Origin of the sequence: Brevundimonas sp. UBA5936 (assembly GCA_002430835.1) — a bacterium.
GTDB lineage: Bacteria > Pseudomonadota > Alphaproteobacteria > Caulobacterales > Caulobacteraceae > Brevundimonas.
Window position 1 is genome coordinate 1 of the sequence record DJDA01000085.1, and the last position, 21,095, is coordinate 21,095.

At 63.7% G+C, this 21,095-nt stretch carries 19 protein-coding genes and 1 pseudogene; 11 read left to right on the forward strand and 9 right to left on the reverse strand.

The genetic code is table 11. The annotated features are described in order from the left end of the window. The first annotated feature begins 183 nt into the window (after window positions 1–183). Complete coding sequence (locus tag B2Y21_RS07935; RefSeq protein ID WP_005014406.1) at window positions 184–1,293, forward strand: S-(hydroxymethyl)glutathione dehydrogenase/class III alcohol dehydrogenase; 1,110 nt, start codon at window positions 184–186, stop codon at window positions 1,291–1,293. Between the two features lie 75 nt (window positions 1,294–1,368). Here the strand turns inward: B2Y21_RS07935 and B2Y21_RS07940 are convergent, their stop codons facing one another. Both B2Y21_RS07940 and B2Y21_RS07945 read right to left on the reverse strand, forming a co-directional pair. Continuing rightward, window positions 1,369–2,583, reverse strand: coding sequence for an aromatic amino acid transaminase (locus B2Y21_RS07940; protein WP_292058709.1), 1,215 nt, complete (start codon window positions 2,581–2,583; stop codon window positions 1,369–1,371). A 93-nt stretch (window positions 2,584–2,676) separates the two neighbouring features. Continuing rightward, window positions 2,677–3,363, reverse strand: coding sequence for an amino acid permease (locus B2Y21_RS07945; RefSeq protein WP_349679416.1), 687 nt, complete (start codon window positions 3,361–3,363; stop codon window positions 2,677–2,679). Between B2Y21_RS07945 and B2Y21_RS07950 the strand changes: the two are divergent. Next, window positions 3,256–4,623: pseudogene (locus tag B2Y21_RS07950) on the forward strand (ATP-binding protein); the annotation flags it as partial. The gene B2Y21_RS07945 and the pseudogene B2Y21_RS07950 sit on opposite strands and share 108 nt — an antisense overlap. A gap of 10 nt (window positions 4,624–4,633) precedes the next feature. Here B2Y21_RS07950 and B2Y21_RS07955 read toward each other — a convergent pair. Beyond that, complete coding sequence (locus B2Y21_RS07955) at window positions 4,634–4,822, reverse strand: hypothetical protein (protein WP_292058713.1); 189 nt, start codon at window positions 4,820–4,822, stop codon at window positions 4,634–4,636. A 192-nt stretch (window positions 4,823–5,014) separates the two neighbouring features. On the opposite strand from B2Y21_RS07955, the gene B2Y21_RS07960 reads away from it, so the two are divergent. Continuing rightward, a complete protein-coding gene (locus B2Y21_RS07960; protein ID WP_087140962.1) occupies window positions 5,015–5,629 on the forward strand; it encodes a superoxide dismutase in 615 nt (204 codons plus the stop codon). A 75-nt stretch (window positions 5,630–5,704) separates the two neighbouring features. Here the strand turns inward: B2Y21_RS07960 and B2Y21_RS07965 are convergent, their stop codons facing one another. Together B2Y21_RS07965 and B2Y21_RS07970 are read right to left on the reverse strand one after the other, a co-directional pair. Further along, window positions 5,705–6,511, reverse strand: a complete 807-nt coding sequence (locus B2Y21_RS07965; RefSeq protein WP_292058716.1) for a hypothetical protein — start codon at window positions 6,509–6,511, stop codon at window positions 5,705–5,707. A 60-nt stretch (window positions 6,512–6,571) separates the two neighbouring features. Further along, window positions 6,572–9,190 (reverse strand): TonB-dependent receptor, encoded by a 2,619-nt coding sequence (locus B2Y21_RS07970; protein ID WP_292058718.1) that lies wholly within the window; start codon window positions 9,188–9,190, stop codon window positions 6,572–6,574. Between the two features lie 314 nt (window positions 9,191–9,504). Between B2Y21_RS07970 and rpsD the strand changes: the two genes are divergently transcribed. The 5 genes from rpsD to B2Y21_RS07995 all read left to right on the forward strand — a co-directional run bounded on the left by rpsD (window position 9,505) and on the right by B2Y21_RS07995 (window position 13,745). After that, window positions 9,505–10,122 (forward strand): 30S ribosomal protein S4, encoded by a 618-nt coding sequence (gene rpsD, locus B2Y21_RS07975; RefSeq protein WP_003169687.1) that lies wholly within the window; start codon window positions 9,505–9,507, stop codon window positions 10,120–10,122. A 162-nt stretch (window positions 10,123–10,284) separates the two neighbouring features. After that, window positions 10,285–10,680 carry a hypothetical protein gene (locus B2Y21_RS07980; RefSeq protein ID WP_292058720.1) on the forward strand — a complete coding sequence of 132 codons (396 nt, stop codon included), beginning with the start codon at window positions 10,285–10,287 and terminating at the stop codon, window positions 10,678–10,680. A 115-nt stretch (window positions 10,681–10,795) separates the two neighbouring features. Continuing rightward, a complete protein-coding gene (locus B2Y21_RS07985; RefSeq protein WP_292058723.1) occupies window positions 10,796–13,150 on the forward strand; it encodes a bifunctional diguanylate cyclase/phosphodiesterase in 2,355 nt (784 codons plus the stop codon). An 86-nt stretch (window positions 13,151–13,236) separates the two neighbouring features. Beyond that, the gene (locus B2Y21_RS07990; RefSeq protein ID WP_003163590.1) at window positions 13,237–13,365 is read left to right on the forward strand and encodes a hypothetical protein; all 129 of its coding nucleotides are present in this window, start codon (window positions 13,237–13,239) and stop codon (window positions 13,363–13,365) included. After that, window positions 13,365–13,745 carry a hypothetical protein gene (locus B2Y21_RS07995; protein ID WP_292058726.1) on the forward strand — a complete coding sequence of 127 codons (381 nt, stop codon included), beginning with the start codon at window positions 13,365–13,367 and terminating at the stop codon, window positions 13,743–13,745. The genes B2Y21_RS07990 and B2Y21_RS07995 overlap by 1 nt, the downstream gene beginning before the upstream one ends. Window positions 13,746–13,842: 97 nt before the next feature. Here B2Y21_RS07995 and B2Y21_RS08000 read toward each other — a convergent pair whose 3' ends face one another. From B2Y21_RS08000 to fliI, 3 genes are read right to left on the reverse strand one after another with little or no spacing between them, the layout of a single operon-like run. After that, a complete protein-coding gene (locus tag B2Y21_RS08000) occupies window positions 13,843–14,913 on the reverse strand; it encodes an endo-1,4-beta-xylanase (RefSeq protein ID WP_292058728.1) in 1,071 nt (356 codons plus the stop codon). Between the two features lie 2 nt (window positions 14,914–14,915). Then, window positions 14,916–15,329, reverse strand: a complete 414-nt coding sequence (locus B2Y21_RS08005) for a flagellar FliJ family protein (protein ID WP_292058730.1) — start codon at window positions 15,327–15,329, stop codon at window positions 14,916–14,918. 16 nt (window positions 15,330–15,345) lie between these two features. Then, window positions 15,346–16,689: a flagellar protein export ATPase FliI gene (gene fliI, locus B2Y21_RS08010; protein WP_292058732.1), complete on the reverse strand. Its 1,344-nt coding sequence runs from the start codon at window positions 16,687–16,689 to the stop codon at window positions 15,346–15,348. Between the two features lie 190 nt (window positions 16,690–16,879). Between fliI and B2Y21_RS08015 the strand changes: the two genes are divergently transcribed. After that, window positions 16,880–18,364, forward strand: coding sequence for a methyl-accepting chemotaxis protein (locus B2Y21_RS08015; protein ID WP_292058735.1), 1,485 nt, complete (start codon window positions 16,880–16,882; stop codon window positions 18,362–18,364). A 133-nt stretch (window positions 18,365–18,497) separates the two neighbouring features. Here the strand turns inward: B2Y21_RS08015 and B2Y21_RS08020 are convergent, their stop codons facing one another. Beyond that, the gene (locus tag B2Y21_RS08020; protein ID WP_292058737.1) at window positions 18,498–19,409 is read right to left on the reverse strand and encodes an EamA family transporter; all 912 of its coding nucleotides are present in this window, start codon (window positions 19,407–19,409) and stop codon (window positions 18,498–18,500) included. An 85-nt stretch (window positions 19,410–19,494) separates the two neighbouring features. Between B2Y21_RS08020 and B2Y21_RS08025 the strand changes: the two genes are divergently transcribed. Together B2Y21_RS08025 and cysK are read left to right on the forward strand one after the other, a co-directional pair. After that, a complete protein-coding gene (locus B2Y21_RS08025; protein WP_292058739.1) occupies window positions 19,495–19,977 on the forward strand; it encodes an Lrp/AsnC family transcriptional regulator in 483 nt (160 codons plus the stop codon). A gap of 101 nt (window positions 19,978–20,078) precedes the next feature. Beyond that, window positions 20,079–21,068: a cysteine synthase A gene (cysK, locus tag B2Y21_RS08030; protein WP_292058740.1), complete on the forward strand. Its 990-nt coding sequence runs from the start codon at window positions 20,079–20,081 to the stop codon at window positions 21,066–21,068. Window positions 21,069–21,095: the final 27 nt, after the last annotated feature.

Genomic DNA, 21,095 nt, shown 5'->3' on the forward strand with positions numbered 1-21,095 from the left:
GTCATACCAATTATTATACCTTTCAGATGATTATCTAATTGCATTTTAATTATGTGTCACGTATCTCTTTCACATTTAAGATAACATCATGCCTGAGTAAATACTTGAATGTTTTAGCGTATTAGAGTTACTGTTAGGTATTAATTTTTCAGTCAGCCTTACAGATTACAGGATGAAAATGTAATGAAATCACGTGCAGCAGTCGCATTTGGGCCAGGTCAGCCCCTGGAAATTGTTGAAATAGATGTTGCTCCGCCAAAAGCTGGTGAAGTACTGGTTAAAATTACACACACTGGTGTATGCCATACTGATGCTTTTACTTTATCAGGTGAAGATCCGGAAGGCGTTTTTCCAGCGGTTCTAGGGCATGAAGGTGGCGGTATTGTAGTTGAGGTCGGAGAAGGGGTTACTTCGGTGAAGCCCGGTGATCATGTTATTCCGCTCTATACTGCAGAATGTGGCAAGTGCAAATTCTGTACTTCAGGCAAAACTAACCTGTGCCAGGCAGTTCGTGCAACTCAAGGTAAAGGCTTAATGCCGGATGGTACGACCCGCTTTTCTTATAATGGTGAGCCTATTTATCATTATATGGGTACGTCTACATTCAGTGAATACACTGTAGTAGCAGAAATCTCTCTTGCTAAAATTGATCCGGAAGCCCCACTTGAAAAAATGTGCCTGCTCGGATGTGGTGTAACGACAGGAATCGGTGCAGTACATAATACGGCAAAAGTTGAAGAAGGTGCGACTGTCGCGATTTTCGGTTTAGGTGCAATTGGACTGGCAGCTATTCAGGGTGCAGTGCAAGCCAAAGCTGGCCGTATTATTGCAATTGATATTAATCCGGACAAGTTTGCACTGGCTCAGGAAATGGGCGCGACTGATGTTGTCAATCCGAAAGACTATAGCAAGCCTATCCAGGAAGTCATTGTTGAGATGACTGATGGAGGGGTTGACTATAGCTTTGAATGTATTGGTAACGTAGACATCATGCGTGCTGCACTGGAATGCTGCCATAAAGGCTGGGGCGAGTCAGTCATTATTGGCGTTGCCGGCGCCGGTCAGGAAATACGTACCCGTCCATTCCAGCTGGTAACAGGCCGGGTATGGCGTGGTTCGGCTTTTGGTGGCGTCAAGGGTCGTACCCAGCTACCAGGTATGGTACAGCAGGCAATGCGTGGTGAAATTAAAATTGATCCATTCATCACGCATAATTTACCTTTGAGTAAAATTAATGAAGCTTTTGATTTACTTCATGAGGGTAAATCTATCCGTACAGTGATTCATTTTTAGTTCTAGGCAAACCTAAACTTTATAATCTAAAAAATAAAAAACCGGGAACTTTCCCGGTTTTTTATTTATTTAAAATTAAACAGTGACTAAACTCTTTTTCAAAACAGCAGCCATTGCTTCAGCCACATAATAAATATTTTTCTGGTTTAGACCTGCAACACACATACGTCCGCTTCGAACCAGATAAATACCGTATTTTTCCTTAAGCAGATCGACCTGTTCAGCAGTCAACCCGGTATAACTAAACATACCGTTCTGGTTTACCAAGTAGCTAAAGTCTTGATTTGGTAATGCGCGACTTAATTCATCTTTTAGAATCTGACGCATTTTCTGGATACGGGTACGCATACCTTCAACTTCAGTCAGCCAAAGGGAGTGTAGTTCTTCATCATTGAGCACATTTTCAACCAGTAATGCACCCGTTGTAGGGGGGCTAGAGTAAATACGGCGAACGGTAGCCTTTAACTGGCCCAGAACGCGCTGAGCTGTTTCTTGGTCGTCACAGACAAAGGAAAGTCCGCCAACACGGTCACCATATAGCGAGAAAATCTTGGAAAATGAATTGCTGACAATAAAGTTCATTCCTGCCTGATCCAGTGCACGGATCAGATAAGCATCTTCTTGCATGCCGTGGCCAAAGCCCTGATAAGCGATGTCTAAAAACGGAATCAGGTTTCCTGTTTTTAATACTTCAATCACCTGATCCCACTGTGCAGGAACAAGATCGGCGCCAGTCGGCTTATGACAGCATGGATGCAATAATACGATACTTTGTTCTGGCAGTTGCTTTAAGGTATCTAGCATACCCGCAAAGTCCACACCATGGGTTTCAGCATCAAAATATGGATAGTAATGTGTATTTATACCTGCACCATTGAAGATGGCTACATGATTATCCCAAGTTGGATTACTTACCCAGATTTCAGACTCAGGAAAGTATTTCTTAAGGAAATCTGCACCTACTTTAAGAGCACCTGATCCGCCTAATGTTTGAATTGTAGCAACACGTCCCTGAGCTCGAGCCGGACTGTTTTCAGTAAACAGCAAGTTTTGAATGGCTTCACGGTAAGGTTTGAAGCCTTCCATTGGCAGGTACAGTTTGGTCGTATCGTTCAGCTTGGCACTATGCTTGTACGCTGTTTTAACGGCTTCGAGCTGTGGCACAATACTGTCTTCATTATAATAAAGTCCAATACTCAGGTTTACCTTGTCTGTACGGGCATCCGTATTGAACTCTTCCATTAGAGACAGAATCGGATCACCCGGATAAGGATTTACATGCTCAAACATTCAATTACTTCCTTAAGTCGTACAGCCTTCTAACTGTACTCTGTTAAAAACTGCTCCAGTCCATCATCCATGTTCTGGAGGGGATTTACTGGCTCAGGTGTCAGTTTCCAGAACCATATTATGACGTTGAAGTGCCTTGCGCTTTTTAATCTGATAGGCGATCAGCAGGCACAACAGCCATCCTGGGATCATCATAACTGCAATACGCATATCTGGCGTCATTATCATAATGCCTAAAATACCAATCATAAAGACTATACAGAGATAGTTTGTGAATGGATAAGCCAAACTTGGAAATTGCGTGGTTTTGTTTTCACGTATCATCTGTTTGCGGAATTTTAAGTGAGTGATAAAAATGACCATCCAGTTAATAACGATCGCAGCAACAACCAGCATCATCAGCAGACTAAACGCTTTCTCTGGAAACATGTAATTGAGCAGTACACAGAGCAGGGTAACAAAAGCAGAGATTAGTACGGCCGGCACCGGAATACCATTTTTGTTAATTTTACTCAAAAACTCAGGTGCATTACCCTGTTTGGCCAGACCGAGCAGCATGCGACTGGTACAGTAACTGGTACTGTTATAAACAGAAACTGCTGCTGTCAGTACTACAAAATTCAGTACAGTCGCAACTCCCTGACTGTTAAGAGAATCAAAAATCAGCACAAACGGACTGCCGCCTTCGGCCATTTGTTCGATCCGGCGGGCGTGGCCGAAGCTCGCGCCAAGCTGGAGGCCGGATCGTTCGGCCCGATCGAGTTGATCGCTCGCGCCCATCCGGATCGGCAACTGCACCTCTATGTCGCGCTCGAGGGCGACAAGCGCCGCGTCTGGCTGTTCGACGTGGCGACGCAAAAGTCGATGGAGCTGCAGCTGTCGCAGGCCCAGAAGATGCAGGCCGTCGGTCAGCTGGCGGGCGGGGTGGCGCACGACTTCAACAACCTGCTGACGGCGATCCAGCTGCAACTGAGCGGCCTGTTGGAGCGCCATCCGGTCGGCGACCCCTCCTATGATGGGCTGAACGAGATCCGCCAGACGGCCATCCGCGCGGCGGATCTGGTGCGCAAGCTGCTGGCCTTCTCGCGCAAGTCGACGGTGCGGCGCGAGCGGCTGGACCTGGGCGAACTGGTCGGCGAGTTCGCCGTCCTGCTGCGCCGCCTGCTGCGCGAGGATGTGCGGCTGGAGACGGACTACGGCCGCGACCTGCCGCTGGTGCTGGCCGACAAGAGCCAGTTGGAGACGGCGGTGATGAACCTGGCCGTCAACGCCCGCGACGCCATGCGCGGCGTGGTCGAGCCGGGCGCGGGCGTCGTCACCATCCGCACCCGCCGTCTGACCGGCGCCCAGGCCCGCGACCTGGGCTGGCGCGAGGCGACGGATGAGGTCGCCCTGATCGAGGTGTCGGACACCGGCCCCGGCGTGCCGACGGCCCTGCTGGACAAGATCTTCGAGCCCTTCTTCACCACCAAGGCGGTGAACGAGGGAACGGGCATGGGTCTGGCCACCGTCTACGGCATCGCCCAGCAGGCGGGCGGCCACATCACCGTCGCCAATCTTGAGAATGCGGGAGCCGCCTTCCGCATCTTCCTGCCCGCCGCCACGGCCGAGGAACTGGTCGAGGCCCCCGTGGTCGAGAAGGTGGTCAAGGCGCCGCGCGACCTGTCGGGCGCGGGCCGCATCCTGTTCGTCGAGGACGAGGCGGCCGTGCGCGGCATCGCCGCCCGCCTGCTGCGCCAGCGCGGCTATGAGGTGATCGAGGCCGCCGACGGCGAGGAGGCCCTGATCCTGGCCGAGGAATGGGCGGGCCAGATCGACATGCTGATCTCGGACGTCATCATGCCGGGTCTGGACGGGCCGTCGCTGCTGCGGAAGGCCCGGCCCTTCTTGGGCGACGCGCCGGTCATGTTCATTTCGGGCTACGCCGAGAGCGATTTCTCGGACCTGTTGCAGGACGAGGTCGGGGTGTCCTTCCTGCCCAAGCCGCTGGACATCAAGACCCTGGCCGAGCGCGTGAAGCAGGAACTGCACGCGGGCTGAGGCTGGAGCGTCAGGCCCTCATGTCCAGCCGTTCTTCCGGCGACCAGCGCCGTTCCCGCACGGCCTCGTGCAGGGTGTCGGCGAGGTCCAGCAGGTGATGGCGGCGAAGGCGCGGAATCACTTCCAGCAATTGCAGACGCAGACTTTCTGCTTCGGCGTCCGAAAGCAGCGCGGTCCGCGAAGCGGCGCGATCAGGCATGGCGCATCCCCCTGATAAGCGACCTGAAAGGCGGTCTGGGGCGACTGGGAAACGGCTGTTTCGCGCTTTGGGTTCCGAAAAGCGGTTTCACCCCGAGAATTATGAACAAAGGCGACGTTCAAGGCTTGGGTATGGCGCGCGCGGCCCTAGATAGGGTCCAGAGGAATCAAACGCCGTAAAGAGGAGTCTCCCATGGCCTTCACCCTGCCCCCGCTGCCCTACGCCTATGACGCGCTGGAGCCGGCCATCGACAAGGAGACGATGACCTTCCACCACGACAAGCACCACCAGACCTATGTCGACAACCTGAACAAGTTCGTCGACGCCACGCCCGAGGCGCAAGGCAAGTCGCTGGAAGACATCTTCGCGATCATGTCCAAGCTGCCGAAGCCGATCCGCAACAACGGCGGCGGCGTGTGGAACCACAGCCTGTTCTGGGAGCTGCTGGCCCCGGTCGGCACGGGCGGCGAGCCCTCGGCCGAACTGGCCGCCAAGATCGACGCCGAACTGGGCGGCATGGACAAGTTCAAGGCTGACTTCGACGCCGCCGGCGCTGGTCAGTTCGGTTCGGGCTGGGCCTGGCTGATCCTTCAGGACGGCAAGCTGAAGGTCACTTCGACCCCGAACCAGGACAACCCGCTGATGGACGACGCGGCCGAGAAGGGCGCCGTCCTGCTGGCCGCCGACGTGTGGGAGCACGCCTACTACCTCAAGTACCAGAACCGCCGCGTCGACTACCTCAAGGCCTTCTGGTCGGTGGTGAACTGGAACAAGGTCAATGAACTGTACGAAGCCGCCAAGGGCTGAGCCGGTTCTCGACTGAAATGAAGACGGCCCCGGAATCGCTTCCGGGGCCGTTTTTCTTTGGCCGTCGGCGGCGCCTCAGGGCGCGGTCGGCAGACGCATGGCCAGGATTTCGCGCGTGCGGCGCGTGATGCCGTAAAGGACGCCGGGCGTGCTTTCGTCCCAGTCGACGGCCTGGCCCTCGGCCTCCATGCCCAGGGTCTCGACGTGATCCAGGGTTCCGCCGCCCTGGGGGAAGGCGACGACATAGAGCTCGGGATGGTCGTGGCCGCTGAGGTAGAGCCGCCCGTCCGGTCCCCAGCCGCCGCCGGAGATGCTCATGGGCGCCACCCGCTCCAGGATGGAGGCCGGGACGGCCCAGCTTTCGCTGCGCCGCCACTGGTCGTCGAAGCGGACCAGGGTGGTGTGGCGGTGATCGCGCGGGGCCTCGCCGCCGCGGCTGTCATAGTTGGCGAACATCCCCCACCAGGCGCCGTCGCGTCGCTCGATCCAGGTCAGGGAGCCGGTTCCCAGGCCCAGGGCGACGGTGCGCTTGTGATGCAGGTCGACGGGGTCGAACACCTCGACCGTGCTGACGTGGGGCGTGGCGGGAAAGTTGGAGGCGGCGCAGACCAGCTCTGCCTCGATCAGGGTGCAGGAGTTGATGTGGGGAAAGCGCGCGGGCTCTCCGGCCCAGGCGGCGCGCTTTTCGCCGGTGGCCTTGTCGTAGCGGGTCAGGGACCAGTTGGAGACGGCGTAGACGTCGTTCGGGCCGACAGCCACGCCCTGACGCGCGTCCGAGGCGTAGCGCCGGACGGTCTCCAGACGGCTGGCGATCGGGGCGGCGTCTTGAGGCGCGGCGTCGGACGCGCTCAGGGCCAGAAGGGCGAGAGTGGAAATCAGCATGGCGGGGCCTTTTGGAAGCAGGAAGGCCGCCCTCCAGTCTGGAAGGCGGCCTGAAGGGGATCAGAAGCTGGCGGAGACGCCGAACCAGAAGGTGCGGCCGTATTCGGCGGATTCTTGCAGATAGCCCTGGTTCGGGCCGGTCACTTCGCGGCGGCCCGCATCGTTCAGGTTCTGACCTTCGGCGAAGATCGTCACCCCGTTGTCGAAGCGCCAGCTGATCGAGGCGTCATACAGGTGACGGCCCTTCCAGTACTGATCGGCGTTGGGGATGGTGTCGTTGATCGTCTCCAGGAAGCCGCCGACGTAGTTGTGCGAGATCCGCGCCTCCAGCGGCCCGCGTTGATAGTAGATTGAGGCGTTGGTGGTGGTGTCCGGCTGCTGGAACAGGCCGGTGTGGCGCTCGCCCTTCGAGGTCAGGAAGGTGAACTCCGTGTCCAGGAAGGTGGCGTTGGCGCTGACGCCGAAGCCGTCGAAGGGCGCGGGCAGCATGGTCAGGGCCTGCTGGAAGCCCAGTTCGATCCCGCGGATTTCGGCCGACTGGGCGTTCATCGGGGTGGAGACCTGGACGTCCTCCATGCCCCGGCCCACGTCCATGCGCTGGACGGAGCTGAGGGTGAAGATCTCGTTGTCGATCGACTTGGCGAAGACCGCGACCGAGATCAGGCCGTCCGTCGGATAATATTCGAACGACAGGTCGAAGCCCTCGCTCTCGCGCGGCTCCAGATTGGGGTTGCCCCGTGACAGGGTCGGCTGGGAGCCGTCGAAGCTCAGGCTCTCACTGGCGGCCAGGGAGCCGAAGTCCGGGCGGCCGATGGTGTTGGTCCAGGCGGCGCGCACCACCATGTCCTCGCGCACGTCCCAGCGCAGGTGGACGCTGGGCAGCCAGTTCTCATAGCCGCCCTGGTTGTGCGCGGGGGTCAGGACGCCGCCGGTGTTGCGGGCGGCCTGGGATTCCACCTCGGTCTTCTCATAGCGCACCCCGCCCAGGACGGTGACGTCGCCGATGCGATAGCTGGCCTGGCCATAGGCGGCGTAGACGTCTTCGGTCACGTCATAGTCGCCGGTCGGCAGAGCGGTCGTGGCGACGAAGCGGTCGCGGTTGGCCTCGAAGAAGCGCTCGGCCAGACCGGCGTCGATGCGGGCGCCCAGGTCATAGCGGCCCTGGATCAGCTCGCTGGGGCCGGCCACGTCCACTTCGTCGAAGGTGAAGGCGAAGCCGGGCGCGGTCTTATAGTCGGTACGGCGGCTGGCGTAGGAGCGGTCGCTGGAGCGGATCAGGCCGCCGAACTTCATCTTCAGGTTCCGCTCATGGCCGCCGTCGTCGAAGGCGGCGTTGAAGCGGGCCTGCACCGTGTCTTCATCGCTGGTGGTCAGGGACACGCGGCGCTGTTGCAGGTTGTAGCGCGAGGCATCGCGGAAGGCGGCCGGATCGGTCGGCGTGAAGACCGGGAAGAAGTCCGACGTATCGTAGCTGAAGCCGAAGTCGGAATGGGCCGCCGTGCGGAACTCATACGAGGTGTTCGGCGTCTCCAGCGAGGCCTTGGAGTAGGAGAGGTCGCCGTCCAGCGTCCACTGGCTGGCGGCGTCCCACTGGAATCCGCTGCGGACCAGGCCGATCTCGCGCTGGGTGATCGGCTGGTTCAGGCCGACGATGTTGCGTCCGGTCGCGAAGACGCCCGAAGTCTGCGTCTGGTTCGAGACGTTGCCGTTCGGCTCGGTGCGGAACTCGATGCGCTCCTCGTCGTCCTCCATGCTGGCCCACAGGGCCGAGGCCTCCCAGCGGAAGGTGTTGGACGGACGCCATTCCAGCTTGCCGTTCAGGCCCGAGCGCTGCTTGGTGTTGTTGTACCAGAACAGGCGGTTCTGGGTCGGCACCTGGATGCCGTTGCCGGTCGCCGAGCCGGAATCCACCGGCTTGCCGTCGGCGTCGTACTCGCGCACCGACGGCGCGGCGACCTCGACCTGAGGGATGTCGTAGTCGAGCTGCTCGTGCGAGGCGCCGACCACCACGCCCCATTCGTCATTGGCGCCGAAACGGCGGCCGGTGGCGAAGCTCAGGCGATAGGACGGATCGTCGTTGCGCACGTCGCCGTGGCGCTCATAGACGCCGTAGGAAGCCATGCCGTCGAAGAAGGGGCCGTTGCGGTCAAAGGCGCTGCGGGTGCGCACATTGATGACGCCGCCGATGGCGTTGCCGTCGTTCTCGGGCGTCACCGTCTTGATGACCTCCAGGCGGCCGGCCATGACCGAGGGGACGATGTCCATCGGCACGGTGCGGGCGCTCTCGTCGACCGAGCCGACGAAGGCGCCGTCGATGGTGGTGCGGTTATAGGTCGAGGCCAGGCCGCGCAGGATCGGCCAGCGCGGCTCGCCCTGGTCCTCCATGATCGAGACGCCGGGGATGCGGCGCAGGGCGGCGGCGGTGTTGTGGTCGGGCAGCTTGCCGATGTCGTCCGACGACACTGCGTCCATGACCTCGAACTGGCGGCGCTTGACGGCGATGGCGGCGCGCTGGGCTTCACGCTGGCCGGTGACGACGATCTCGCTGACTTCGACGGCGGCGTCCTGGCCTTCGGCCTGGGCCGAAAATTGGGCCGAAGTCTGGGCCTGGGCGAGGGCGGGCGCGCACAGGGCCGAGGTGGCGAGCAGCCAGGCGGCGGCGCGGCGAACAGAGGTCATGTTGGGAATCCCCGAAAGCGATACTGATGTCGGGGGGCGAGCTAGGCTTTAGCGGCGACGAAACGGTTTCAGCTCGATGGGGCTTTCATCACCGTTTGGCGCCCGTTCGGCGAAGAATGATCCAGAACCGGAATCCGCCAAGACCGGAAGGGCCGCCGACATTGACTCCCGGCCGCGTCGCCTTCATAAGCCCGGCCTTCTCGCATCGGGTTCCGCCCGAGGCGCGAACTGACTACGGACGATGCGTGAACCGCCGTTGAGATCGCCGCTCCAATCGGGGAGCAGCCGGGCCGCATCATGATGAAGAGTGACACATGTCCAAGCGCCATAGCGCCAAGTACAAACTCGACCGGGCCATGGGTGAAAACCTGTGGGGTCGCGCCAAGTCTCCCGTCAACAAGCGTTCCTACGGCCCCGGCCAGCACGGCCAGCGCCGCAAGTCCAAGGTCTCGGACTTTGGTCTGCAGCTGAAGGCCAAGCAGAAGCTGAAGGGCTACTACGGCAACATCACCGAGAAGCAATTCGCGGCCACCTACGCCGAAGCCGCCCGTCGTAAGGGCAACACCTCGGAAAACCTGATCGGCCTGCTGGAATCGCGTCTGGACGCCATCGTCTACCGCGCCAAGTTCGTGCCGACCGTCTGGGCTGCTCGCCAGTTCGTCTCGCACGGCCACGTGACCGTCGACGGCAAGAAGGTCGACATCGGTTCGTACCGCGTCAAGCCGGGCCAGGTCATCGAGGTCAAGGAAAAGTCGCGCAACATGGCGCTGGTGCTCGAAGCCCAGCAGTCGAGCGAGCGCGACCTGCCTGACTATCTGGAACTGGGCGATCGTGGTTTCTCGGTCCGTTACGGCCGCGTGCCGGAACTGTCCGACGTGCCCTATCCGGTGAAGATGGAGCCGAACCTGGTCGTCGAATACTACTCCTCGTAAGTTCGACGATCCCGCCCGATCCGTCGGGTTGCGGTTCAAGACAAGAAGAGGCTCCGGCTCGCCGGGGCCTCTTTTTTTAATGAGGCACAGCGGCGGTTCCCTTTTGGGCCAAACCAAGGCATGGTGCCTTTTGCTGTCAGGATCGAGCCGCGGGAGGCCGAGATGAGATATCGGAGCGCTTTCTGCGTCGCTGTTGCGCTGTCTGTCGCCGCCCTGGCCGGGTGCGCCGCGAAACCGGGCGCCCTGGTGCGGACCGAGGGGATGCCGGGCCAGCTGGAGCCGATCCACGCCGCCGCCTTCACTCGCGATCTGGCCGTGTTCCGCGTCAGCTCGAACGGCTGCACCGACAAGAGCGACGTGAAGCCCTTCATCACCCAGCTCAAGGACTCGGCGGTGATCACCCTGCGTCGCCTGGATGAGGATCGTTGCAGCCGCCCGGTCAGGGGCGGGGTGCAGATGGAGTGGACCTTCAAGGAACTGGGCCTGCCGCCCGGCGCCAACGTTCTGGTCAACAATCCCTACATGATGGACAGTGAAGTCGTGGCCATTAGCCAATAAGGGCTGGGGCGGCTTAAGGGCCGCTTTTTTCAAATTTCGTTATTCATATCGAGACAGCCAGGGTTAACGCCTTGGCCTCTAGGACGGTGGACTCCTTTTCTCCACGGCGTCTCCCATGCGTGTCCTGACCTGTCTGACCGATGAGCACCATCTGGGGCTCGTCGCCCTGGCTGCCCTGATCTGCCTGCTGGGCAGCTTCGTCACCACAGGGTTGTTGCGGCGGATCAGGGAAAACGGGGGGCTGTCGCGTCTTTCGTGGCTGTTCCTGGGCGCCGTCGCGGGCGGGGCGACGATCTGGTGCACCCATTTCGTGGCCATGATCGCCTATCGACCGGGCGTCGAGACCGCCTATGAGCCGATGCTGACGGGCGTCTCCCTGGCGGTGGCGATCCTGGGCGTGGGCCTGGCCCTGGCGACGGCCTCCATGCGACGTCGTTTCGCCGTCGAGGCGGGCGGCGCCCTGTTCGGCTTGGCCGTGGCCGGGATGCACTTCGTCGGCATGGCCGCCCTGTCGGTCGAGGCCGTGGTCCATTGGTCGGCCGTCTATCTGGCGGTCTCCATCGCCGGTTCGGTGGTTTTCGGCGCCCTGGCCTTCCGTCTGGCGGCGGCTGACGATCGTTTCGCGCGGCTGAAGGGCGGGACGGCCATGGTGCTGGGCATCGTCTGCCTGCACTTCACGGCGATGGCGGCGATGACCGTCATCCCGCTGGGCCCGCTGGATGGGATGCTGACGGGCGAGGACGCACGCAGCGTGCTGGCGCTGGGCGTCGCCGGCGTCGGCCTGCTGGTGCTGGGCGCCGGCGCCGCCAGTCACGCGCTGGATCGGGAGGCTCTGGCGCTGAACCGCGAGCGTCTGCAGTACCTGCTCGAGACCGGCGTCGACGGCATGGCGATCGAGCGCGACGGCGTCATCGTGGCCGTCAACGAAGTCCTGGCCGAATTGGCCGGAACCGACCGTGACAATCTGATCGGCGCCGACCTGGGGGACTGGGTGCAGGACGCGCACCGTCTCGACGACGGCGCTGTGACCCAGACCATACTGATGGCCGGCGGCGAGGAGATCCCTGTCGAACTGTCGGCCCGCCGCGATCTGACGGCGCGCAGCCGCACCATGATCTACGCCGTGCGCGACCTGCGCGCCCGCATGGCCCAGGAGCGCCGCATCGCCCACCTGGCCCGCAACGACAGCCTGACCGGCCTGCCCAACCGCGCCTCCTTCCTGGAGCGGTTGACGCGCCAGAAGCAGACGGCGGCCGAGGGCGAGACCCTGGCCCTGTTCGCCCTGGACCTGGATCGGTTCAAGGAGGTCAACGACCTGTACGGCCACGCCGTCGGCGACCAGCTTCTGTGCATCATCGCCGAGCGTATGAAGGGCGTGCTGCGCGAGGGCGAATTCATCGCGCGTCAGGGCGGGGACGAATTCCTGGCCCTGGCCTCGGTCTCAACCCGCGACGGAGCCCGCGCGGTGGCCGAGCGTCTGCGCCAGGCCGTGATCCAGACCGTGACCCTGGACCATGCCGACGTGTCGTGCGGCGCCAGCATCGGCGTGTCGCTGTGGCCGGAAGACGCCCAGGACGTGTCCACCCTGATCAACAACGCCGACCTGGCCATGTACCGGGCCAAGGCGTCGCTGACCCAGGACGTCTGCTTCTATGAGGCGGACATGGACCAGGCGGTCCGCGCCCGACGCCGCGTCACCCAGGCCCTACGCGAGGCGCTCGAGAACGAGCGGTTCGAGCTGCACTATCAGGTCCAGGCCTCGGTCGAGACCGGCAAGGCCACCGGCTATGAAGTCCTGCTGCGCTGGAAGAACGATGAAGGCCGCTACATCTCGCCGGCCGACTTCATCCCCGTGGCCGAGGAGAACGGCCTGATCCTGCCGATCGGCGAATGGGTGCTGCGCCAGGCCTGCCGCCAGGCCGCCGCCTGGGACGAGCCGCATCGCATCGCCGTGAACCTGTCGCCGGTCCAGTTGAGCCACGTTGATCTGCCCCGCCTGGTGCATCAGATCCTGCTGGAGACCGGCCTGTCGCCGTCGCGCCTGGAGCTGGAGATCACCGAGACGGCCATGATCACCGACATGGCGCGCACCACCCATGTGCTGCGCCAGCTGAAGGCGCTGGGCGTGACCATCGCCATGGACGACTTCGGCACGGGCTATTCCTCGCTGTCGACGCTGAAGGCCTTCCCCTTCGACAAGATCAAGCTGGACCGCTCCTTCATGACCGAACTGGACGGCGAGGCGCCGCAGTCGCGGGCCATCATCCGCGCCGTCCTGACCATCGGCGAAAGCCTGTCGATCCCGGTCCTGGCCGAAGGCGTCGAGACCGCCGAGCAGTTGGCCTTCCTGCGCGCTCAGGGCTGCAATGAGGTTCAGGGCTATCTGTTGGGCCGCCCTCAGCCCGAGGCCGACGCGCTGAACCACGGCGCGGCATGGATTGATCTGCAGGAGACGGCGACGGCTGCGTGACGGACGGCGATCCTTGCCGATTATTCACATGACCCTGCGGCCGGGCGCTGGCAGGGTCCGGCCAAGTTAAAAAAGGGACGCCTCTCATGCGCCGCATCATCATCGCCCTGGCCTTGGCGGCCGTCGCCGCACCGGCTCTGTCGGGCTGCATCATCATCGCCACAGAGAAGCCGACCACGCGCGTCATTCATACGCCGCCGGCGGAAGGCGCCTGATGCGCGGCGCTCTGCTGGCCGTCGTCGCCCTGCTGCCCCTGCTGGGCGGTTGCGTCATCTATTCCAATGAGGGCGGCGAGAAGGTCTCGGTCATCACGGATCGCGATATGGTCAAGGCCGAAGCCGTGGAGGCGGTGCGCCGCGTCGACTTCGACGGCCAGCGTCTGAACGTCGTCGTCGGGTCCAACGGCTGCACCGAAGCGTCGAGCTTCGAAGTGCGGATCAAGGACGCTGATCCGGCCGAGCTGACGCTGGTGCGCCGTACGCCTGATATGTGCCGCGCCCTCGTGCCCGAAGGCGTGACGGTCAGCTGGACCTACGCCGAACTGGGCCTGGAAGCGGGCCAGCCGGTCCGGGTGATCAACCCGATCAGCCTGTAGGCGACGCCTTCTTCTTGAGGCGGACTGTTCGCCGGTCGAGACGATAGGGGGTGCGGGACTTGGGTCTCGCCCCCCTTTTTCTTGCCGCTGACCGTCTTCAGGCGCCGAATGCGCCGGACAGCACGCCGAACAGCGGGTTGGGTCGTCCCTCGTCATTGAACAGCAGAGGGCTGTCCTGGCCGTCGTCGTTCTTGCCGCGCCGCAGCCAGGAATCGCTGTCGCGCACCCCCCAGACGGTGAAGGCGAACCGCTGGGCGGGCGGCAGGTCCATGAAGGCCCCGGCCAGTTCCGCCACGCGCGCCGTCTGCTGCTCGCGCCGCTGTGCGCGAGGGCGTAGGTCGGGCAGGCGGCCGCCGCGTGTCAGCGAGGCGTCCAGTTCGGAGACATGGATGGGAAGGCCGAACTGACGGGCCTCGTTCATGAAGCCCGCGATCTGGCCCTTGGGGATTTCGATGTCGAGGTGGGACTGGATGCCGATGCCCTGCACCGGGGCGCCCGCCTTCAGCAACCGCTCGACCAGACGCAGGAAGGTCGCGCCCTTCTTGGGCGTGTTCTCCAGATTGTAGTCGTTCAGGAACAGGGTCGCCTCGGGCGCGGCGATGCGGGCCTGTTCGAAGGCGCGGATGATATAGGCGTCGATGCCGCCCAGGCCCCGGCTCCAGACGCAGTCGCGATAGCCGCTGCCGTCATCCTCGACCGGCTCGTTGACTACGTCCCAGCCGATGATCTGGCTGCGCCAGCGTCCGGCGACCTCGGCGATGTAGCGGTCATGCTCGGCGATGAAGCGCGGTCGGTCATTGACGATGGCGGTGAACCAAGGGTGGTCCTGCGCATACCAGATCAGGGCGTGGCCGAAGAGGCGGATGCCCAGATCACGCGCGAAATAGGCGATGCGGTCCGGCGCGTCGAAGCGCAGGGAGCCGTCCTCTTGGAGGATGTACTCCATCTTCATCTCCCACTCGGGCGTGAGTTGGGAGAAGTGGGTGGAGACCAGCCGGAACCAGTCCTGATCCGACAACTGGCCCGACATGGCGACAGTGCCGACCGGGAAGGGGGCGACGGCTTTCAGCGGACGGATGGGGCCGGTCGGCGGCGTGGCGGGCGCCTCGCCCGCGCCGCAGGACGCAAGCGCGAGAGTCGAGGCCAGCAGGGCGCGACGGTCGATCACGTCTAGCCCTCGGCGCGGCGGCGCAGGCCCATTTCGTCATAGGCGGCGGCCTCGCGCTTGGCGGCGGCCGTCAGCTTGTTCAGCCGGGTGGTCTCGGCGACATGCTCGAACTTCTTCAGCTCCTCGAAGGCGCCGGTCAGGGCGTCGCGGGCGCCTTCCTCTTCGGCGGCGACGGCGGCGACCTCGGCCTCGGCGTCGGCGCGGCGCTGCTTCCAGCCGGCCAGATAGGCCTGCAGCATCATGCCGGAGGACGGGTCATGGCGCGCATTCTCACGCTCGACCTCGGCCTCGGCGTCCAGCACGGCGACGCGCATCTCGGCCTCGGCCTTGCGGGCGCTGATCTCGGCCAGCCGCTTCTGCAGCGTCTCGACCTCATAGTTGGAGATGCGGATCAGGGATTGGGCCCAGGCCGTCATGCGTCGTCTCCCGCGATCATTGGTCCACCATGCCTTGGTTCAGGATGGTTTCAAGTCTGTCGAAACTGTCGGCCAGGCGCGTCACGTCGTCCTTGTCCTGGGTCAAAAAGCCTTCCAGGGCCGGATTCAGGGCTATGGCGCGGTCGACGATGGGGTCAGCCCCGGTGCGATAGGCGCCGATGCGGATCAGTTCTTCCATGTTGGAATAGGCGCTCAGGCACTGGCGCGCGCGGCGGTTCAGTTCGCGCTCGGGCGGCGACTGGTTGCCGGGCATGGTGCGGCTGACGGACTTCAGCACGTCGATGGCGGGGAAGCGGCCGCGCTCGGCGATCTTGCGGTCCATGACGATGTGACCGTCCAAGATGCCGCGCACGGCGTCGGCGATCGGCTCATCATGGTCGCCGCCGTCCACCAGCACGGTGAACAGGGCGGTGATCGGTCCCGCCTCGGTCCCGTCCGGGCGGATCGGCCCCGGCCCGGCGCGTTCCAGCAGCTTGGGCAGTTCGGTGAAGACGGTGGGGGTGTAGCCCTTGGTCGTCGGCGGTTCGCCCGCCGCCAGGCCGATCTCGCGCTGGGCCATGGCGAAGCGGGTGACGCTGTCCATCAGGCACAGCACCTCCAGCCCCTGATCGCGGAAGAACTCGGCCACGGCCATGGTCATATAGGCCGCCTGACGCCGTTTCAGCGCCGGCTCGTCACTGGTGGCGACCACGACGACGGCGCGCTTCAGCCCCTCTTCGCCGAGCGTTTCCTCGATGAATTCGCGGACCTCGCGGCCCCGTTCGCCGATCAGGCCGACCACCACGACGTCGCAGGTCGCCTGACGCGCCAGCATGGACAGCAGCACCGACTTGCCGACGCCCGAACCGGCGAAGATGCCCAGACGCTGGCCCCGGCTGGTGGTGGTGAAGACGTCCATCGCCCGCACGCCCAGATCCAGCCGCTCGCCCACCCGGCCGCGCGAATGGGCGGGCGGCGGCGGGGCGCGCAAGGGGTAGGGGACGAGGCCGGGCGTCAGCGGCCCCAGGCCGTCGATCGGCTCGCCGAAGGAATCGATGATCCGGCCCAGCCAGGCCGTCGTCGGGCGCACGCTCGCGGCGGCGTTGACGATCTTGATGTCGGCGCCCGGCGCCACGCCCTCGACCGGGCCGAAGGGCATCAGCAGGGCCTTGGCCTCGCGAAAACCGACGACCTCGGCGGGCAGGGGGGGCTGGCCGCGCCGTTCGATCTCGGCGCGGGCGCCGACGGCCAGTCGCGACAGGCCGCCGCGCGACTCGATCAGCAGACCGCTGACGCCCGCCACCTTGCCGGTGACGACCAGCGGGTCGATCGCTTCGACGGCGGCGACGAGATTGCGCAAAGAAGGCCCCTGGGCCGCAAGAGGCGCAGCCGTTCCCCGCAAACATGCTCGATCATGGTTAACAGGCGATGAAGTCTGGCAGAATTATTCAACTTATGATTGCAAGTAATAAAGATGAAACCTTTGAAGCGCCGTTGTTATCGACAGGCTATCTAATCCATCGCCGTTATTCTGAAGGGGAGCGGTTCGGATGTTCAATGGAAGTCGTCGGTTAAAACAGACTGCGGATCGAGAGCGGCTCGAGGAGCTGGACCGCCGCATGGCGGCGATCGGACGGTCCCAGGCGGTGATCGAGTTCGACCTGGACGGCACGATCCGGGACGCCAACGACAATCTGCTGCAGACTATGGGCTACGGCATGGACGAGATCCGGGGCCAGCATCACCGCATGTTCATGGACCCGGCCGAGGCGGCGACGTCCGACTACGCCGCCTTCTGGCGCGAGTTGAACGAGGGCCGCTTCGTCGCCCGCAAGTTCCGCCGCATGGCCAAGGGCGGGCGCGAGGTCTGGCTGGAAGCCTCCTATAACCCGGTGCTGGACGAGACGGGGCGGCCGCTGAAGGTGATCAAGCTGGCCGTCGACATCACTGAGGCCGAACAGGCGTCGCAGCGGGCGGAGCAGGCGCGCATGGCGGCCGAGGCGGCGCAGGCCCGGCTGGTCGGCGCTCTGGCCGAACAGCTTTCACGCCTGTCGGACGGCGATCTGAGGGCCGCCATCGAACAGGAGATGGAGGGCGCCCATCAGGCGGTAAAGGCGGATTTCAACGGCGCGGTGGCCAGTCTCAGGACGGCGTTGGAGCAGGTGCTGGCGGCGGTGACGGCGCTGCGCGGCGGCTCGGACGAGATCAGCCAGGCGTCCGACGACCTGTCGCGCCGCACGGAGCAACAGGCGGCGTCGCTGGAAGAAACGGCGGCGGCGTTGGATCAGATCACGGCCACCGTTCAGCGCAGCGCCGAGGGCGCCCGCCAGGCGGCGTCGGTCGCGTCAAAGGCCCATACCGAAGCAGGCCGTTCGGGCGAGGTGATGCGCCGCGCGGTCGCCGCCATGGACGGCATCAGCCGCCGTTCGACCGAGATCAGCGACATCGTCGGGGTGATCGACGAGATCGCCTTCCAGACCAACCTGCTGGCGCTGAACGCCGGGGTCGAGGCGGCGCGGGCGGGCGACAGCGGGCGCGGCTTCGCCGTGGTCGCCTCCGAGGTTCGCGCCCTGGCCCAGCGTTCGGCTGAGGCCGCCAAGGAGATCAAGACGCTGATCGCCGCCTCGGGCGCCGAGGTGGCGCAGGGCGTGGAGTTGGTCGCCGAGACCGGCCGCGCCCTGGAGCTGATCGCCGGACAGGTCAATGAGATGGACAGCCTGGTCGCCGAAATCGCCGCCTCGGCCCAGGAACAGGCCTCGGGCCTAGGCCAGGTCAATCAGGCGGTGAACCAGATGGATCAGGTCACCCAGCAGAACGCCGCCATGGTCGAGCAGACGACGGCGGCGGCCGCCAATCTGAAGACCGAGGCCGAACATCTGGCTGAACTGGTCGGCCGCTTCCGCACGGGCGCCGACGACGGCGTGGTGCGTGAACTGGCGAAGCGCGGGGGCCCGCCGCCGGCGCTGGAGGCGCAGCGCGCCCGCCTGCGCGCCGTGGTCAACGGTCCGGCGGTGGAGGAATGGACCGAGTTCTAGGGGTTAGAACAGCAGCTTCACCGCCGCTCGCATCAGCAGGGTCAGCACGGCGCCGAACACCAGGCAGGCGATCAGGTTCGGGATCGGCCGTTGCAGCCGGGACAACAGGAACTTCATCGAAACGCGCCTGTGGTCAGGCCGGAGCGGCTGGATCCTGCAGCGGCTGCGCCTCATCGGAGGGCGAGGTCAGCACGGCGCCGACCGAGGCGGTGATGATGGCGGCGATGGCCAGCCATTGCAGGGTGCTGAGGTGTTCGCCCAGGACGAACAGGCCGGCCAGGGCGCCGATGGCTGGATCGCCGCTGACCGCCACGCCGAAGGTGCGCTTGGGAATGTGGCGCAGGGCGATCATGTCCAGCGTATAGGGCAGGGCGCTGGACACCAGGGCGACCACCAGGCCCAGGACCAGGATCTTCGGGTCGAGCAAGGCCAGGCCCGCGCCGGCGATGCCGAACGGCACGACCGTCATGGCCGCCACCGACATGCCGATGGCGACCGTCGCGCCGCTGGGCAAATGGCTGACGCGCTTGCCGAAGACGATGTAGCCCGCCCAGAACACCGCGGCCGCCGCCGCATAGGCGCAGCCGACCGGGTCCAGCGTCGCCACGCCGCCGTCCAGCGGCAAGAGCAGGCCCAGACCCAGGATCGCCAGGCCGACCCAGGCGAAGTGGATCAGGCGGCGCGAGTTGAACAGGGCGACCGACAGCGGCCCCATGAACTCGATCGCCAGCGCGACGCCCAGCGGAATGGTGTTCAGCGCCATGTAGAAGCTGAGGTTCATCAATCCCATGACCGCGCCGTAGATGGCCAGGGCGCGCAGGTCGCTGCGGGTGAAGGCGCTGCGCCAGGGCCGGAAGACCAGCAGAAGGAACAGGGCCGACAGCCCCACGCGCAGGGCCGCCGTCCCGGCCGGTCCGACCATGGGGTACAGGGTCTTGGCGAAGGAGGTGCCGGCCGAAAGGGACACCATCCCGCCGATCAGGGCGAGGTAGGGCAAAATGGCCGCGATGCGCGGCGTGCGAAGGGCGAGCGTCAGGGAGGACATGGCGCGGAACCTAGCCAAAACCCGTCTGTGTTTCTCGCTGATTTCACCTGCCATGATGCAAGAAACAGGCGTATGTTTGCATCATATGCAAGAAAACATCGATCTCGATTCCTTCGATCGCCGACTGCTGGCCCTGGTCCGTCGTGACAATCTTCAGCCCGCGCGCGTGCTGGCGGAAAAGGTCGGTCTGTCGGAATCGGCGGTGTCGCGGCGGTTGCGGCGCCTGCGCGACGAAGGGGTCATCATCGCCGATGTCTCCGTGGTCGATCCCGCCCGGCTGGCGCGCGCCCTGACGATGCACGTCCTGGTCGAGATGGAGCGCGAAGGCACCGCCGTTCTGGACGCCCTGATCGATAAGCTGACCGCCCGACCGGAAGTTCAGGCCGCCTGGTATGTGACGGGCGACACCGACCTGATCCTCTATGTCGTGGTGCCGACGATGGAGGCCTATGAGGTCTTCACCCGCGAGATGCTGAACGACGACGCGCGCGTGCGGGCGTTCAAGACCCTGATCTCGATCCGCGAAGTCCTGCCCTTCGATCCCGCCCGCCGCGCCCTGGCGCGATGAGATCATCTAAAGCCTGCGTCAGAATTCCTGCGCGGGTCTGCTTTGTTCGCGGCGTATAAGGCCTATCTGTTGAGCCGACACCGCCGCACGGAGACCTTCCCATGTCCGACGCTTCTCAAGCCGCCTATGACGCCAGCCGCCACAAGAAGGCCGGCCGGGGCCGGGTCTATGACAGCATCGTCGACACCATCGGCGACACCCCCCTGGTGCGGTTGCCCAATCTGACGGCGGCGCTTCAGCCCAAGGCCACGGTTCTGGCCAAGCTGGAGTTCTTCAATCCGATCGCCTCGGTCAAGGACCGCATCGGCGTGGCCATGGTCGAGGCGCTGGAGCAACTGGGCAAGATCAAGCCGGGCGCCACCCTGATCGAGCCGACCAGCGGCAACACCGGCATCGCCCTGGCCTTCGTCGCGGCGTCCAAGGGTTACAAGCTGATCCTGGTCATGCCCGAGAGCATGTCGATCGAGCGGCGCAAGATGCTGGCCCTGCTGGGCGCGCAGCTGGAGCTGACGCCTGCCGAAAAGGGCATGAAGGGCGCCATCGCCCGCGCCGAGGAACTGCTGACGGAAATCCCCGGTTCGGTCAGCCCGGCCCAGTTCGAAAACCTGGCCAACCCCGCCATCCATGAAGCCACGACGGCCGAAGAAATCTGGAACGACACGGCCGGGGCCGTGGACGTGGTCGTGTCCGGCGTCGGCACCGGCGGCACGATCACCGGCGTCGGCCACGCGCTGAAGGCGAAGAAGCCCTCGGTGAAGATGATCGCGGTCGAGCCGACAGCCTCGCCCGTGCTGTCGGGCGGCGCCCCCGGCCCGCACAAGATCCAGGGCATCGGCGCCGGCTTCATCCCCGCCGTGGTCGATCGCGCGGTGATCGACGGCGTGGAGCAGGTCACGAACGAGGACGCCTTCGACATGGCCCGCCGCGCCGCGCGCGAGGAAGGCATCCCGGTCGGCATCAGTTCGGGCGCGGCCCTGACGGCGGCCTTCCGCCTGGCGGCCCAGGATGAGTATGCGGGCCAGACCATCGTGGCCATCATCCCCAGCTTTGCCGAGCGCTATCTGTCGACGGCCCTGTTCGAAGGGCTGTAACGCCGCGTCCGGCCGCAACTGCACTGC

Excerpts from the sequence above, each read along its gene's own strand:
- B2Y21_RS07935 (WP_005014406.1), top strand. The coding sequence starts at position 184 with ATGAAATCACGTGCAGCAGTCGCATTTGGGCCAGGTCAGCCCCTGGAA.
- B2Y21_RS07940 (WP_292058709.1), bottom strand. The coding sequence starts at position 2,583 with ATGTTTGAGCATGTAAATCCTTATCCGGGTGATCCGATTCTGTCTCTA.
- B2Y21_RS07945 (WP_349679416.1), bottom strand. The coding sequence starts at position 3,363 with ATGGGCGCGAGCGATCAACTCGATCGGGCCGAACGATCCGGCCTCCAG.
- B2Y21_RS07955 (WP_292058713.1), bottom strand. The coding sequence starts at position 4,822 with ATGCCTGATCGCGCCGCTTCGCGGACCGCGCTGCTTTCGGACGCCGAA.
- B2Y21_RS07960 (WP_087140962.1), top strand. The coding sequence starts at position 5,015 with ATGGCCTTCACCCTGCCCCCGCTGCCCTACGCCTATGACGCGCTGGAG.
- B2Y21_RS07965 (WP_292058716.1), bottom strand. The coding sequence starts at position 6,511 with ATGCTGATTTCCACTCTCGCCCTTCTGGCCCTGAGCGCGTCCGACGCC.
- B2Y21_RS07970 (WP_292058718.1), bottom strand. The coding sequence starts at position 9,190 with ATGACCTCTGTTCGCCGCGCCGCCGCCTGGCTGCTCGCCACCTCGGCC.
- rpsD (WP_003169687.1), top strand. The coding sequence starts at position 9,505 with ATGTCCAAGCGCCATAGCGCCAAGTACAAACTCGACCGGGCCATGGGT.
- B2Y21_RS07980 (WP_292058720.1), top strand. The coding sequence starts at position 10,285 with ATGAGATATCGGAGCGCTTTCTGCGTCGCTGTTGCGCTGTCTGTCGCC.
- B2Y21_RS07985 (WP_292058723.1), top strand. The coding sequence starts at position 10,796 with ATGCGTGTCCTGACCTGTCTGACCGATGAGCACCATCTGGGGCTCGTC.
- B2Y21_RS07990 (WP_003163590.1), top strand. The coding sequence starts at position 13,237 with ATGCGCCGCATCATCATCGCCCTGGCCTTGGCGGCCGTCGCCGCACCG.
- B2Y21_RS07995 (WP_292058726.1), top strand. The coding sequence starts at position 13,365 with ATGCGCGGCGCTCTGCTGGCCGTCGTCGCCCTGCTGCCCCTGCTGGGC.
- B2Y21_RS08005 (WP_292058730.1), bottom strand. The coding sequence starts at position 15,329 with ATGACGGCCTGGGCCCAATCCCTGATCCGCATCTCCAACTATGAGGTC.
- B2Y21_RS08015 (WP_292058735.1), top strand. The coding sequence starts at position 16,880 with ATGTTCAATGGAAGTCGTCGGTTAAAACAGACTGCGGATCGAGAGCGG.
- B2Y21_RS08020 (WP_292058737.1), bottom strand. The coding sequence starts at position 19,409 with ATGTCCTCCCTGACGCTCGCCCTTCGCACGCCGCGCATCGCGGCCATT.
- B2Y21_RS08025 (WP_292058739.1), top strand. The coding sequence starts at position 19,495 with ATGCAAGAAAACATCGATCTCGATTCCTTCGATCGCCGACTGCTGGCC.
- cysK (WP_292058740.1), top strand. The coding sequence starts at position 20,079 with ATGTCCGACGCTTCTCAAGCCGCCTATGACGCCAGCCGCCACAAGAAG.